17 protein-coding genes are annotated in these 14228 nt (G+C 47.5%); 3 read left to right on the plus strand and 14 right to left on the minus strand.

What is annotated here, in order from left to right; genetic code table 11:
• Window position 1: 1 nt before the first annotated feature.
• Window positions 2-448 (minus strand): SRPBCC family protein, encoded by a 447-nt coding sequence (locus tag FXO21_RS24050; RefSeq protein ID WP_149642464.1) that lies wholly within the window; start codon window positions 446-448, stop codon window positions 2-4.
• Window positions 449-567: 119 nt separating this feature from the next.
• On the opposite strand from FXO21_RS24050, the gene FXO21_RS24055 reads away from it, so the two are divergent.
• Window positions 568-1551: a GlxA family transcriptional regulator gene (locus tag FXO21_RS24055; RefSeq protein WP_149642465.1), complete on the plus strand. Its 984-nt coding sequence runs from the start codon at window positions 568-570 to the stop codon at window positions 1549-1551.
• A gap of 38 nt (window positions 1552-1589) precedes the next feature.
• On the opposite strand, the gene FXO21_RS24060 is transcribed toward FXO21_RS24055, so the two are convergent.
• The 7 genes from FXO21_RS24060 to FXO21_RS24090 form a co-directional block, all read right to left on the minus strand.
• On the minus strand, window positions 1590-1970 hold the full coding sequence (locus tag FXO21_RS24060) for a DoxX family protein (protein WP_149642466.1): 381 nt from the start codon (window positions 1968-1970) through the stop codon (window positions 1590-1592).
• Window positions 1971-1999: 29 nt separating this feature from the next.
• Window positions 2000-2281 carry a hypothetical protein gene (locus FXO21_RS24065; RefSeq protein WP_149642467.1) on the minus strand — a complete coding sequence of 94 codons (282 nt, stop codon included), beginning with the start codon at window positions 2279-2281 and terminating at the stop codon, window positions 2000-2002.
• A 16-nt stretch (window positions 2282-2297) separates the two neighbouring features.
• Complete coding sequence (locus FXO21_RS24070; RefSeq protein WP_149642468.1) at window positions 2298-2735, minus strand: DUF1579 family protein; 438 nt, start codon at window positions 2733-2735, stop codon at window positions 2298-2300.
• Window positions 2736-2956: 221 nt separating this feature from the next.
• Entirely contained in the window at window positions 2957-3379 is a 423-nt protein-coding gene (locus FXO21_RS24075) for a secondary thiamine-phosphate synthase enzyme YjbQ (protein WP_149642469.1), read from the minus strand.
• Between the two features lie 29 nt (window positions 3380-3408).
• Window positions 3409-3903: a DinB family protein gene (locus FXO21_RS24080; protein WP_149642470.1), complete on the minus strand. Its 495-nt coding sequence runs from the start codon at window positions 3901-3903 to the stop codon at window positions 3409-3411.
• Window positions 3904-3931: 28 nt separating this feature from the next.
• Complete coding sequence (locus tag FXO21_RS24085) at window positions 3932-4309, minus strand: VOC family protein (RefSeq protein ID WP_149642471.1); 378 nt, start codon at window positions 4307-4309, stop codon at window positions 3932-3934.
• A 39-nt stretch (window positions 4310-4348) separates the two neighbouring features.
• On the minus strand, window positions 4349-5680 hold the full coding sequence (locus FXO21_RS24090; protein WP_149642472.1) for an MFS transporter: 1332 nt from the start codon (window positions 5678-5680) through the stop codon (window positions 4349-4351).
• Window positions 5681-5877: 197 nt separating this feature from the next.
• Between FXO21_RS24090 and FXO21_RS24095 the strand changes: the two genes are divergently transcribed.
• The gene (locus FXO21_RS24095; RefSeq protein ID WP_149642473.1) at window positions 5878-7245 is read left to right on the plus strand and encodes a TlpA family protein disulfide reductase; all 1368 of its coding nucleotides are present in this window, start codon (window positions 5878-5880) and stop codon (window positions 7243-7245) included.
• Window positions 7246-7265: 20 nt separating this feature from the next.
• Here the strand turns inward: FXO21_RS24095 and FXO21_RS24100 are convergent, their stop codons facing one another.
• Together FXO21_RS24100 and FXO21_RS24105 are read right to left on the minus strand one after the other, a co-directional pair.
• Entirely contained in the window at window positions 7266-7934 is a 669-nt protein-coding gene (locus tag FXO21_RS24100) for a hypothetical protein (RefSeq protein WP_149642474.1), read from the minus strand.
• A gap of 165 nt (window positions 7935-8099) precedes the next feature.
• Window positions 8100-8618 (minus strand): DinB family protein, encoded by a 519-nt coding sequence (locus FXO21_RS24105; RefSeq protein WP_149642475.1) that lies wholly within the window; start codon window positions 8616-8618, stop codon window positions 8100-8102.
• Window positions 8619-8771: 153 nt separating this feature from the next.
• On the opposite strand from FXO21_RS24105, the gene FXO21_RS24110 reads away from it, so the two are divergent.
• Complete coding sequence (locus FXO21_RS24110) at window positions 8772-9509, plus strand: GNAT family N-acetyltransferase (RefSeq protein WP_149642476.1); 738 nt, start codon at window positions 8772-8774, stop codon at window positions 9507-9509.
• 38 nt (window positions 9510-9547) lie between these two features.
• On the opposite strand, the gene FXO21_RS24115 is transcribed toward FXO21_RS24110, so the two are convergent.
• The 4 genes from FXO21_RS24115 to FXO21_RS24130 are packed head-to-tail and all read right to left on the minus strand — an operon-like array spanning window position 9548 to window position 14171.
• Window positions 9548-10492 carry an L-histidine N(alpha)-methyltransferase gene (locus FXO21_RS24115; RefSeq protein ID WP_149642477.1) on the minus strand — a complete coding sequence of 315 codons (945 nt, stop codon included), beginning with the start codon at window positions 10490-10492 and terminating at the stop codon, window positions 9548-9550.
• Between the two features lie 16 nt (window positions 10493-10508).
• A complete protein-coding gene (egtB, locus tag FXO21_RS24120; protein ID WP_149642478.1) occupies window positions 10509-11666 on the minus strand; it encodes an ergothioneine biosynthesis protein EgtB in 1158 nt (385 codons plus the stop codon).
• The gene (locus FXO21_RS24125) at window positions 11647-13224 is read right to left on the minus strand and encodes an ABC transporter permease/substrate-binding protein (protein WP_149642479.1); all 1578 of its coding nucleotides are present in this window, start codon (window positions 13222-13224) and stop codon (window positions 11647-11649) included. Before FXO21_RS24125 ends, egtB begins: the two co-directional genes overlap by 20 nt.
• Entirely contained in the window at window positions 13221-14171 is a 951-nt protein-coding gene (locus tag FXO21_RS24130; protein WP_149642480.1) for an ABC transporter ATP-binding protein, read from the minus strand. The genes FXO21_RS24125 and FXO21_RS24130 overlap by 4 nt, the downstream gene beginning before the upstream one ends.
• Window positions 14172-14228 lie beyond the last annotated feature (57 nt).

Here is a 14228-nt window from a genome sequence, read left to right on the forward strand (position 1 = left end):
ATTACAAATTTTCAGATAGTTCCTTCATTTTTTCAAGTGCCTTGCGCCACGCCGCTGCCATATCGTCATAGTACTCTTTATCCATATCGCAGGAAATGCTGAGCCGCACTGCGTCGCCTTTTTCTTCGAGGATATACACTTCCCGGTAGCCATTCATTTGTTGGGCCATTTCGCTTTCATAATCCTCTTCTCCGTCGGTAACGATGCCGGTGTAGGCGACTGTAATTTTTTCGAAAGGCCGGCTTTCTTCAATCACACCTGCCATACCGCTTTTGGATTCATCCATAAAAAGTGCCTTGCTGCCTTCGTGCCAGTCTGTATCGGCAATATTCCCTGCACCGAATTCTATGAGCCAGTCTCTGTTGTATTTGTCTTCCGTGATGACCTGCCAGATTTTTTCAGCTGGTGCGTTGATCAAGATTGCTTCTTCAATACGTTTTGTTTCCATGTCTAATACATTTGTTAATAAGTATATTGCAAACTTATGTGATTAAATAGGAAAAAAGAGGGGGCAAAACTGTCAGATTTGGGGTTGAACGCGACAGATAATTTTCTAATTTTGGAAATATGAAGCATATATCTGTACTCGTTCCAAGAGGCGACGTAGCCCTGGGGACTATCGAGGGGCCGTTCAAATTCTTTTTATTTGTAAACGATTTTCTGGCTGCTATGGGCAGGGAGCCCGCTTTTCAGGTACAAACGGTCGGTATAAACATGGACGTCCAGAAGTACGGCGGTGTTTTCGCAGTGACTCCCGAAGTAACAATCGAAAGCCTCCAACGTACAGACCTGATCATTATTCCGGCCGTCAATGGCGACAGGGATACGGTTATCGAATCCAATAAGGATTTTTTTCCATGGATTGCGTCTCAGCACCGGCAGGGGTCGGAGGTAGCCAGTCTTTGTGTAGGCGCTTTTCTGCTTGCAGCCACAGGCCTGCTTTCGGGCCGGAATTGTACAACGCACTGGATGTCGGCCCCGGACTTTAAAAGAATGTTTCCGGATGTGAATTTGATGGATAACCGGGTCATTACCGATGAGAACAGGCTCTACACCAGCGGAGGCGCCAATACCTTCTGGAATTTGCTGGTATACCTGATCGAGAAATACATTGACAGGGAAATGGCGATCTACACGACCAAGTTTTTTATGATCGAGATCGACCGCAATACGCAGTCACCCTTTATCATGTTCACAGGCCAGAAAGAGCATGAAGACGATGTGATCAGAAAGGCGCAGGATTTTATTGAAAAAAGTTTTCAGGAAAAGATAACCGTCGACCAGCTTTCTGAAATGTTCGCGATCGGGCGCAGGAGTTTTGAGAGGCGGTTTAAAAAAGCCACTTCCAATTCAGTCGTGGAATATATACAGCGGGTAAAGATTGAGGCGGCCAAGAAGAGCTTTGAAGTAACCCGTAAAAACGTGACTGAACTCATGTACGAAGTGGGCTATACGGACACCAAGGCTTTCCGCAGCACTTTCAAAAAAATTACCGGGCTTTCGCCGATCGAGTATCGCAATAAATACAACAAAAGCGCAATGTCCGCCTAGGAACTGCGCTTTTGATATGACCTCGTGAAGACATGCAGCTAGTATGAACGTGATACTTCGCTTTGTCTTTTATGATAGTAGTAATACGATGCTGCCAGTAAAAGAAGTCCCGGTATCATGCCACCCCAAACGTCGGCACCGTCTCCGAATGACACGTGCGAATAGAATGCGCCGATCAGATCGTAAGCCAGCCCCGCATAAGCCCACTCTTTGATCCTCGGATAACCGGGGACCAGAATAGCGATCACCCCCAACAACTTGGCCGCGCCTAAAAACGGAACAATGTATTCGGGATAACCGATCCGGGTAATGTGCGCGACAGCTTCTGGCGCTGAGATCAGGTCATAAACAGCGCCAATGCCCATCATGGCGGCGAGTAGTCCGGTTAATACCCAGTAAATGATCTTGGTCTTTTTCATTGTGATAAGTGATTAGGTTTAAGTTAAAATCAGCTTTCGTGGGTTTGGAACGGCTGGAAACCCAGTTCCATGATCGATGGAAGATAGCATAGTTCGTCCTTAAGAATTTCAGCCTCATACCCGAAATCCTGCATGAACCTCGCAACGCCCGCAGCGCATATATCACCGCCAACCGACGAAATTCTAAGTATTTTGTCGCAATCTTCGAGATCGAACGATGCGTGGTAATGCGGGAAAGTGCGGGCAATCAGGGCGACAAGCAAATCCGCCTGCTGACGTTTCGATACATTGGTTTTGAATACTTCTACCATTTTCGAAAATATTATATTAAAGTGTGGCCCTGAGGAGCTGTATATCCATCAGGTGCTGCCAATTATTATCTGTACAATGTTCCCAGACACCCGACAGCTTGTTATAGTTGTTGCTGAAATGTCCTTTGAACCGAAGTTCCGGCGAAATGATATTCCATTCATCACCAATAAAACTGCCGTGCATAACCCCGGACTCACCCTGATCATCATAAAAGTGCATAGGGTAAGTGCCAGAAAGGATATCGAATCCAATGATTTCTATGCTCTGCTTTCGGTCGCCGCCCATCATCACATCCACTGTGTGCATGAGGAAATGACCGCCGGGCAGCCATTGGTAGCTGTCTGTGCCCTTGATATTTAAAGATCCGTTTCCGGTATTCAATGTGCCGCTGGTATGCCAGTCTCCCACAATCCTGTCCAGCAATACCAACTCCGGCTTTCTCGTGTCGTTCATATCCTGTCATTGTTTTGGAACCCTCGCAAAGCGTTTTGCGCGATGCTTTTTTAGTAATACAAACTAAACAGGAAATACCCTAAATCAGGGATGTATTTTGCGACAGAAAAAGGGGGTAATTGTGACAATTAAGCAGTATTGAGCCGAAGTGGTTCAGAATGGCTCGGAGTGGTTCGAGCGATATTTTTCTGGGAGAGCCGGACCAGTTTTAAAAACGGCTGCTATTCTCCCCAGGCTGTCAGTACCAGGTTCCTCGGGCCACCCGAATCGCGGTGCTCACACAGATAAATTCCCTGCCAGGTGCCCAATGCAAGCTTTCCCTTCCGGACCGGAATCATCACAGAGCTTCCGAGCAAAGCCGCTTTAAGATGTGCTGGCATGTCGTCGGAACCTTCGTAATCGTGCTCGTAATCGGGGTCATTTTCCGGGACAGACTTGTTGAAAAACATTTCAAAATCAATTCTGACGGTTGGATCGGCATTTTCGTTGATCGTCAGCGAAGCGGAGGTATGCTGGATAAAAACCTGGCACATACCTGCATTGATCTGCCCAATTTCAGGAAAAGCATGAAGAATTTCGTTGGTAATAAGGTGAAATCCTCTCCGTTTTTCACGCAGCCGGATCTCGGTTTGAAATATCTTCATGCTTTTCTGAAAGTTGGTTTCGTGCAAAGTTACATGTAACTCATCGCAGGATAACCCAGTAAACGCCGGTATAGTGCGATTTGTCCGATCAGGCTGGCTTCCCGGTAGCTGGTGAACGTGATGAGCTCATAAAGCGGGAATTTCATTTCCGGCCCCATGTCAATCGTCCTTTTCAGTTCCTCGTCCGAAACTTTTGAAAGTGCGTCTTTCAGGATAGGCGTAATTTCTTCCCAGTCTTTTTTGTAAACGTCCAGAGAGGGGTAACGGGCATCGCCTTTGATTCCCTGGTTGTCCCTGAAAAGATCGTCTGCCTGCTGCCTCTTCTCGATGCCGAGTTCCCGTGCCATCTCGAAACGCTGCTCCACCAGTGACCCAGCCAGCCACGCAATGTGGTTAGCCTGGGAATTGAGCCGGTTATGCGTATCTTTTTCTTCTATCCCAGCGAGTGAATTCTTAAAAAGGCCGGTTTGCAGATCATACAAAGACAAAATTGAAAAAAGTTTGCTGCTTGCTACGGTTTCCATATTTGGTTAGTTTGAATGAAAAATCAGTTTACTCCTCAATAACAGAAAGTATATTGCCCGCAGGATCAGTGAACCAGGCAATGGTCGGGCCGTTTCCACGGGCGATATTGTCATCGTCAGTTTTTATACCCGGAAGGTCGTAGCTTTCGAATTTTGCCCCTTTATTTTTAAGATCGGCCACTGCTGCCTCAATGTCGTTAACTATAAAATTTAATACCGTGTAGGTCGCTGGCGTGTGGTTAGGCTTTTCATAGACCATAAAATGATTGTTACCGGGGCCAGTAATATCCAGTGTGCCCATTTCCGACTCTTCGGTTGTCAGGCCAAGCGTATTTTCGTAAAACGATCTGGCTTCCTGCAGATTATTGACAGAAAACCCGCTGAATACTTTTGATGGTTTAAACATAATCCTGTTTTGTAGTTATTGATAAAATTGAATGCAAGATCAGGAGCCCGGAACGGCGACGGCGTCCGTGTCGGGTTCTGGCTTTTTATAAACTTTTGAAAGTTCGTGATAGGCAGCAGATTGCATGGCCAGCAGCGTCACGATCAATCCTATAACGCCTGTTGCAATAAATAGCAGTGCCAGCCCGCGGGGCGCGCCGGTCCCAAACCAGGAACCGATCAGTCCCGCTCCCGCACCTGTGGTCATGAACGGGATGAACACGAATTTGGCTATTGGCCCGATCATGAACGCGGTGACCGGGGAGGCGGCCTGCTCGATACTTTGTGCAAATCCAAAAACCCGGCCCTGTCTTTCCGGTGGTATCACTTTTTGAAGGATGGTCTGTTCGGTGGCCTCCACAACGGGTATCAGACATAAGTAGATGAACATCCCGGCTGTGAGTAACTCGATCGACGCCTGTATCGGAAAGATGACCGTGACGATCCACATCACGATATTGGCGAGAAAAAGTGTCCGTAAGGGTTTCCTGCCCAATCCTTTCTTAGCCACAACAAGGCCTCCAACGATAAATCCCAGACTGAGTACGCCCCAGAGAATTCCCCAGGCCTGGACGGAGACCAGCGACAACCCGTAAGCGTCCATCAACGACATAAATACGCCGCCGAGAAAATTATTGAAGGTGTTGAAAAAGATTAGTCCGAAGAGCCCCGGAACCAGGGCTACTACGCGTATTGTACCTTTAATATCAACACTTTGTGTATGCGGCTCAACATGAACGATGCCCTTTTCGTGAATATGTATGGTCATTAAATGCAGGATCACCAGCACCGTCAGGCCGATCGCTATCACCAGCATCCAGAAGATTCCGAGAAACCCGATCACCAGCCCGCTGAAAATGGAGGCGATGAGAAATGAAACGCCATTTGCGGTACCGACCAGACCGTTTGCTTTGTCGCGACCGTCTTCGGGTATCAGGATCGTCACTACCGTTGAAAGTGCGATGGAGCGGATATTGCCGGTAATGGCCCCAAATAGCGTCAGGACAATGAAAATCCACAGGTTAATATTAGAATCGCTTTTAAAAGCCTGCTCCGGCGTACTCATGAAGATGATCAATGCCAGAAGATACAGGATCAATGTCGCAATGCCTGAGAGCATCATGGATGTTTTTTTCTTGTATCGATCTACAATGGAGCCGAGAAAAAAGCCTGAAACAGCCACGGTTGCAAGATACACGCCCGCCATCACCGAAGTAGCGATTACCGATTTGGTTTCAAGGTAAACCCAGAAAGTAACTGCGAACCAGACAAAATTATTAGTCAGCGAAGCCACGAGAGAATTGACCAGAACGGCATAGAACGTCTTCATCATCTTTAAATCTCAATTAATTTCTTTCTGATAATACAAAAGTACGGTTGCCTAGGGAGAATCGGGGAGGCAGTACGCGACAATTTAAGGGTGCAGATGTGACAGCTTTTTTGACTCTTGCGGTTACATCATAATGTTAGGATTGAATTTTTTCTTAAATTTATTCAAATAGTTCTGTTTTAAATTAAACAAAACGTCCCATGAAGAAAATCCTGCTTACGCTGATTATTCCCGCATTACTTTGCTGTAATAAATCCCAAAAAGAAGAAGGCGGGGTGATAGAAGTACCTATTGAAATCGAAGAGGGGTTTGGGCCGTTTAAGGGTACATTTTCAATATTGCATGCTGAACATACGATGGAGGATCCAATGGGTGCGCCCTGGGTTCCTACCTATCGTCCCGTCCGGGGGATCCCCAAAGAATGGGAGGCAGTTGTAAAAAGTATGGCATGGCTGGACGGGCGCCAACTTGTTTATCAGAATTTCCACGAGGGAAAGATCAGCAAAGAAATGTACGAGGACTTGCAGGAAAGCTGGGCATGGAAACCCGATGAGGCTGCATTATCTAAAAAGCCACTGAAATGTTTTGTTTATACCGTCAGAGGCAGAGACAAAACCGGCCGGATAGCATTAATGGTCGACACCAATAATAACCTGGATTTTAGTGATGAAACCGCATTCTATCCTGAAAAAATATACCTCAATGAGGGTAGGTATAACTGGGATTCGATTAGAGCTTACAGAAAAATTGTGATGGTACAACACGAGCGTTTCCTGAGAGGAAGGATTGTCAAAGACAGTATTCCTATGATCGTGAAATATGCAGTGGATGACGAGAAGTGGAAGAGGTTCTGGTACGCATTCCCACGCTACGGTAAAGCGAAATTTGAATGGAAGGGTAAAGAGCAAACGATTTTGCTAAACAATTTTACGAGCGGAAATTTTCAAGAATCCAGGATTTTTACCCAAAAGGAAATGAATGCAAAGACGCGGACTGCATTTATGGATGGCGTAGAAAAAGGCGAGCTCATCGAATTCGGCACCTTGCTTAACAAAAGTAAATTCAGGAACCTCGGCATCGACCCGCGCACCGGCTCTCTGCTATTGCAAACCGAGTCCGCAAATCTGGACGAATATTCCCTGCAAAGAGGTTATGCAATGAGACCATTCAAGGCAAAAAATTTCAAAACCGGCGCAGATATTGCACTTTCGGATTTTAGTGGGAAATATGTATTCATCGATTTCTGGGGCACCTGGTGTGGGCCATGTGTACAGCAGCTTCCCGAACTGCGGGAGATATATAAAGAGGTCGATATAAGCCAGGTTCAGTTTTTAGGAATAGTGGGCGAGGATACCGGCCCGCGGCTGACTAAATTTTTGGCCAAAAACAACCTGGAATGGCCGCAGATCCTTTCAGATAGCGTCAATAAGTTGGTCGAAACCTATAAAATTAAAGGTTACCCGACAACCATACTGCTCGGCCCGGATGGCCGGGTAGTTGACCGGAACATTCATGGTGACGCATTAAAAACCCGGCTGAAAGAGATTTCCGCCGGGCCGGTACTTTAATAATGTTGTTATCTCCCGAATCAGGGATCCATCCTTTTAGGCGCGCCGGGAGCCGCTGCCGGTGCAGCCGACTGAGGCTGTGGTGAAATCTGAGAAGGAGACCGTTGCTGCGCTGGCTGGCTGTTTTGGGCTGGAACCTGCTGTGAACCCTGGGCGGGCTGGCTGGCTGGAGTTTGCTGATTCGCTGTACTGGTTTGCGTTCCGGCAGCAGCGCCATTTGTCTGTGTGGTTTGCGTGGTTACATTGGTTTGTGTCGATTGGGCAGGGTAGGAGCCAGGCTGGCCATTTTGCGCCGGCAGTAATTGTTCTCCCACTGCGGTGGTCGTCTGCCCCACCGCTGTGGTGGTTGTAGACTGATATCTTTCTGGAAATGTTCTCGGATCCTGGTTGGAATTCACTTTCGGCACCTGACCTTCTGCGGTAATATCACTTTTTCCAGGCTCAAAACCGAGACTCTGTGGCTGTGTAGAGACTGCCGGTCTGGGCAGGTTGGCCGGTGACTGTCCTACCGCAGCAGGCGCTATCTGGCCAGTCGGTCGGGGTTGGTAGCCTGCGTAAGGGCTGCTTTGCTGCCCCGTATATGCCTTGGGGACCTGGCCGGTTGGCGCTGGTCTTTTCTGAGCGAATCCTTGTATTGCTACTGAGATCAGTGTGATGCCCACGACCCCAGCGATGCGTGCGAATTTCATTTTTCCGGGAATTAATTTGAAAAGTGTCAGACTATTGATGTCTGCGAAGGTACTTACTAAAATTATTCCAGAAAAATATCCACTCCTAATATTGCAGCATTGCGCCGGAGAAATCAGTTGTGCATTGCTGCGAAACTGACCTCTCCGGCAACGCTTTATAAGTTACTACCGGTCCCAGAATGCCGGTGGCTCAATGCCCAGGGCACGCAGGTATACATAGCCCTGTCCCCTGTGGTGGATTTCGTTGTCGATGGTGTAGAGCAACAATGAGTAAATAGAACCTTCGTACATACCGTATGCCTTGTCTACTTCATGAAATCTTGAAAGCGGGATCTGTGGCCATAGCAGGTTAATATAGTCTGTTACCTGGTCCCACAACGTCAGGAGCTCTTCCTTGGTGGCAGGGGGAGGTGTTTCGAAATCGAGTGCAGGTTCACCGAATGTCCAGTCACCGAATGCGATACCACGAATGCCAGGTGCCGAGAGCACGATCATTTCCATTGCCAGCTGGGCAAAAGGACGCATACCGCCAATCGAAAAAGCATAAAGCTGGTCCTCAGGAAATGCTTCGATAACCTTACGGCTGAGCTTGCGATGGCCCTGCCAATGTTCCAGCAACTCCGCAGGGGTGATAATCGTTGCAGTGAGTTCGGTGTCAGTGGCCTGAATGCTGTTTGTTTCCATGTCAATGGTTGTTTAGAGTTTGATTACATTACAAACTAAACATGGCGCAATGACAGCAGTATGTCAGCAGGCTTTCAGGCGTTTCAAAAAAATCAGAAAAAAAATCTTTAACTTTTATAAAGCATTGAAAAACAGTAAAATATATCTAATCGGATGGAGGTAGCGGTTTCAAAAGTCGGTCTTGCCGACATTCTTTATCTGCGGGAAATGTTCCTGAGGGAGAATGAAATGCAGTTCGTCTGCAACAAATGTCATGACTACGGCTGGGCCGACACCTGGCTTTGCACGGTCGACGGAGCAATAGCTGGTTATGGATCGGTGTGGGGTACCGACAGGCGGCAGGACCGTGACACGATTTTTGAATATTACCTGATCGCAGAGTACCGTAACCTTGCCCGCGAGATATTTGCAGAATTCAAAAACGCAAGCGGTACTACGCTGGTGGAAGCGCAGAGCAACGACCTGCTGCTGACTTCCATGTTATATATGTTTTGCAGCGATATCCATGCCGAGGCAATTCTCTTTGAAGATCACCTTGAAACCTCTTTTTCATCGCCTGACACGGCTTTTCGAAAAAGGTCGGCTTCCGACCCGGCAGACGGCGATGACAGTGAATATGTACTTGTCTGGCAAGATAAAATAGTGGCAGGCGGCGGGCTGATGCTGAATTACAACTTTCCTTATGCTGACGTTTACATGAGCGTGAAAGAGGGTTACAGGCAAATGGGTTTCGGCAGTCTGATCGTCCAGGAATTGAAAAAACTGGCGTATAAAATAGAAAGGGTACCTGCCGCCCGCTGCAATATCAATAACCAGCTATCTCAGGCCACGCTGCAAAAGGCCGGTTTCAGAATGTGTGGGTTCAGGTTGAAAGGGCTCTTGATGAAATGAACCGGGCAGGCTTTCGCGAAAAAGCCTGCCTATTTTTATTAAGCTACCGTCCAGAGACTGTCGGCAAAATAGTGTTTGCAATCCAGGAAATGCTCCATCACGGCAAAACCGTTCCTGGCTGCCGTATGCTCGATTTCCGTGAGAGTATATTTCTTTGAAAGCTCTGTCCAGATCAGTTCATTCCTCTCGAATGCGTAAAAGGCGCCGGTTTCTTTTACATACACTTTTTGCGGGATCAGGCTGACCAGATAACTTCTGACCTCGCCATTCAGCGGGTTGTAATGTGAATAGAAATCAAACTGACGGGTCTTGAATGTTCCGCCCAGCTCGCGGTTGATCCTGTTCAATAAATTGATATTGAATGCCTTGGTAATGCCAGCCGGATCGTCGTAGGCGCAACGGATAGTAGCTGGGTTTTTCTGCAAATCAAAACCGGTAAGCAACTTATCACCCGGCTTCATATTCCTTCTGAAATCTTTCAAAAGTTTGTCAACTTCGGGCTGCTCGTAATTGCCGATATTGCCTCCCAAAAACAAAAAGAGACAGGGAACACTCGACCCCGACAGTTCTTCCATCATTGAAAAGTAATTCCCGACTTTCGGTTCGATGTTTAAGCCGGGCAGGTGCAAATGCATGTTGGCGATCAGCTCATCGATTGCTTTTTTAGAGATATCGATGGGTACGTAGGAGAAATCCGCCCCTTTTTCAATCAGTTTTTTTAAGAGCTGCCTGGTTTTTACGCCATCACCTGCACCAAATTCAACGACGCTAAAAGGCTTTTTGAAATCAAGCATCTTGAAAATACCTTCCCCCTGTAACGACAGTATTTCGAACTCACACGCAGTAGGATAGTATTCGGGCATTTTCATAATATCCTGAAAAATCCCGCTGCCGATATCGTCGTAAAAATATTTGGAGGAAATATGCTTTAATGGGGCCGAAAGGCCATGATGTATATCTGTTGCGAATGAAGTGTCTGACATATAATGCTTTAAACTATTATTTTACTAACCTGATACCCGTGTATTGCCAGCGTTCATGGGCGTGAAAAAAATTTCGGTAAGTTCTTCTGGCGTGATTTGGGGAGGTTGCCACAGAGGCGCCACGCAATACCATTTGGTTCACCATAAACTTTCCGTTGTACTCGCCCACCGCGCCGGGCGCCTTGGAAAAGCCCGGGTAAGGCAGGTACGCACTGTTTGTCCATTCCCAGCGCTGGCCCCAGTCCAGATTGACGGAAGCAATTTCCCATTCAAATTCAGTCGGCAGCCGCATTTGTTTCCACTGCGCAAAGGCGGCGGCTTCATAAAAGCTGACGTGGCCCATGATTGCGTCCGGATCCACCTTTTGCAAGCCGGCCAGCGTATAGTAATACCATTCGCCCTGGATATGGTGCCAGTACATGGGTGACTGAATGTTGTTCTCATTTAGCCACGACCATCCTTCATCCAGCCAAAGGTTGAAATCCGAATAACCACCGGCATTCATGAATTCCAGGTATTCGGCATTGGTAACCAGCGATTTGCTGATCTCGAAATCATGAAGGAATACCTTATGCCGTCCCAATTCATTGTCAAAACAGAAATCATTCCCTGTAAAACCGATATCGTAAATGCCTTCGCTGGCTTTCAGAAAGCCGGTTTCAGTATTTTTTCCCGCAAGCAGGTTGTGTCCTTCCCTGTAAACTGGAAAGAGTGGGTTGTGGCCGAGAATGTATTTGATATCGGTTACCAGCAACTCCTGGTGCTGCTGCTCGTGGTGCAGACCGAGGCGGATCAGTGACAAAGTGTTGTCGTCGGTTTCCGTTTCAAGCAGCTCCTCCATGCAGCGATCGACATGCTGGCGGTAAGCATAAACGGCTTTGATGGTCGGTCGGGTCACATTTCCCCTGTCTGTGCGGAGTGTGCGGTCGCCGATGTTGTTGTAATAGCTGTTAAAAAGGTAGTTGAACTCGGGATCGTATTCCCGGTAGCCGGCTTTGAATTGTTTGAGAATGAACGTCTCGAAAAACCATGTGGAATGTGCGAGGTGCCACTTTGGAGGACTTACAAATGGAACAGGCTGTGGTACATAATCTTCTGTTTCAAGCGGGGCGCACAGTTCTTCACTGTATTTTCTCACACTTTGATAATCGTCCCTAATGCGGTGGTTGGTCATTAGCCAGATAATTTGTTAAGTCGGTAATCGTATTAATATGCAATGATTGTGCCTGCTCCCTTCGCATCATCAGTGCATAGGCATTATTGAAGCCGATCGGTTTGAGCCACTGCATTTGATATTGCTTTTCGAATTCCTTTTGTACAAATGCAAATGCCTTCTCCCGGTCGCCGCTTACCTCCCCAATATCCCTGCGGGAGGGTTTGAGTATCACCAGCAAAGCGGTGCCGGTATATTCGGGGTACATATCAATTTCATTATTAGCCAATGCATCAAAGCAGATTTTTGTTCCACCCAGGCCGGTGCGGCTCACAGTTTTCAGCTCCGTGTTTCCTTCAATCAACATTTTGTAGATGCTGATCAGGATATATTGCTCCGCGAAAATCTTCGATCCCAGCCTTATTTCACCCTTATTTCCATTGCGTGGCTTTTTGTAAAGTCCTTTTGAACGTAAAAAATCAGCAGCCACTTTTTCCGGCGTTTCTTTCAGGTAATCGACCCGATAATTCAGTTCCGTCATAATGGAGTCGGTGATCGTTCCCGCAAGCTGGTCGAGCGCAGGTTGGAGCTCGGGGTACTTTTCAAGTATTTCCCTGCGGACCAGTGGTGAGGCATAGTATGGAGGGAAAATATGCTGATCGTCTTCAAGCGTCACCAGATCGTATGCTTTCAACCGCCCGTCGGTACTGTATCCGCTGATTACATCCAGTTTTTTTTCAAACGCAGCTTTGTACATGACGGCATCGCTGATCACCACTGTCGGAATGTCCAGTTTATATTTCGATTTTAAGCCAAGATACCCATCCTCTCTCCCCATAAATTCTGGTGTAAATCCGCCCAGGAGCCTGACGTCAGCGAAAGGAATCAGATAAAAACCTGACAATGTGACGATCAGGAGCGGCAAGACTGCTAATACCAGCCGTGCCTTTTGCAGGTTTATTTTTTGGACTAATGAAAGCAGCAGATCAATCACAATCGCCAGCAGCGCAGCAGGAATCGCGCCCGCCAGTATCATATTGGTATTGTTCAATGCGATACCGCCAAAAATAAATTCGCCCAGCCCGCCTGCGGCAATGTATGCCGCCAGGGTAGCCACACCTACATTGATCACAGCGGCTGTCCGGACCCCGGCCAGTATCACCGGCAATGCAAGTGGTAGTTCAACGGCTGTCAGTATCTGCCAGCGGTTCATCCCGAGTGCCCGCGCAGATTCTGTTACGGCTGAATCTACGTTGCGAATGCCTGTATAGGTGTTGCGGATAATCGGAAGCAGTGCATAAAGAAATAGGGCTGTGATCGCCGGAAGAGGACCTATCCCCAAAACGGGGATTAAAAAGCCCAGCAAAGCGATGCTCGGAATTGTTTGTAAAATTCCCGCAATCCCAAGTACAACCCACGCGAGTTTTTCTTTCCGCGCTATCCAAATGCCGAGCGGAAGTCCTGTCAATACGGCAACCAGTAGTGAAACGAAAGTCAGGCCAATGTGCGCGATCGTTTGGCTTAACAACTTGTCGGATTGCTGTGACACAAACTCCAATAGACTCTGCTGTTCGGTCATCTGGCGGCGTGTTGTAGGTTAACTGCTTGAAAGATAGCTGACTGTCTTGCGATTCTGGCATCTTCTGCGTCCGCAACAACCAGCTCTTCCAGCCCTGATTCGATCATTACCTGCATTCCTTTCCAAAGGCTTTCATCTGCTGAAATCGCCGCCTGGCCTGCAATACAGGTTTTCGGTAAAGTCATCCAGATGTCCCTGAATGTGATAGCGTTCAGTTCGAGCAAAAGGCGCTGGTGATCAAAGAATGTGCTGACAAATTTGTTAACGGGGTTAAAAAGCAGGTCGCCGGCACTTCCCGATTGGATAATTTGACCTTTATCCATGATGCATATCTGGTCTCCCAGCTCAAATGCTTCCTGCACATCGTGCGTGACCAGTACAATCGTTTTGCTTTTCAGTTCTGGCAAATTTTGAAATTCCTGTCTCAGATTGGTTCTGGTAACAGGGTCCAGCGCACCGAAAGGTTCGTCCATCAGTAGTACAGGCGGATCTGCGATTAAAGCCCGGGCTATTGCTACGCGCTGTTTCTGGCCGCCGCTGAGTTCGTCGGGGAATTTACCTGCGAATTCCCCGACAGGAAGCTTAAGTTGTTCCAGCAATCTGTCGGTATGGCGGGAAGTAGCTGATTTCTCCCATTTCAGCAATTTGGGTACGATACCAATATTTTCCCGGACAGTGAAGTGGGGAAAAAGCCCGTTGTTTTGGGAAACGTATCCTATTGTCCGCCTTAGCGTTTGCAGGTCTTGCTCAAAAACATTTCTGTCATCGATTTCGATTTTGCCGGAGCTGGCTTCAATGAGGCGGTTGATCATTTTCAGCGTGGTCGTTTTCCCGCAGCCGCTGGTACCAAGAAGTATGAGTGTTTCTCCTTCTTTTACCTCAAACGAAATATCTCTGACCGCCTCAATTGCTCCATAATTCTTGCTGATGTGGCTGGCCCGGATCATATTTTTTAAACAGTCTCTCGCGAAAATATTAGAATTGCAATTAGTCAAGAAGCGAAA

Source organism: Dyadobacter sp. UC 10 (assembly GCF_008369915.1).
Lineage (GTDB): Bacteria > Bacteroidota > Bacteroidia > Cytophagales > Spirosomataceae > Dyadobacter.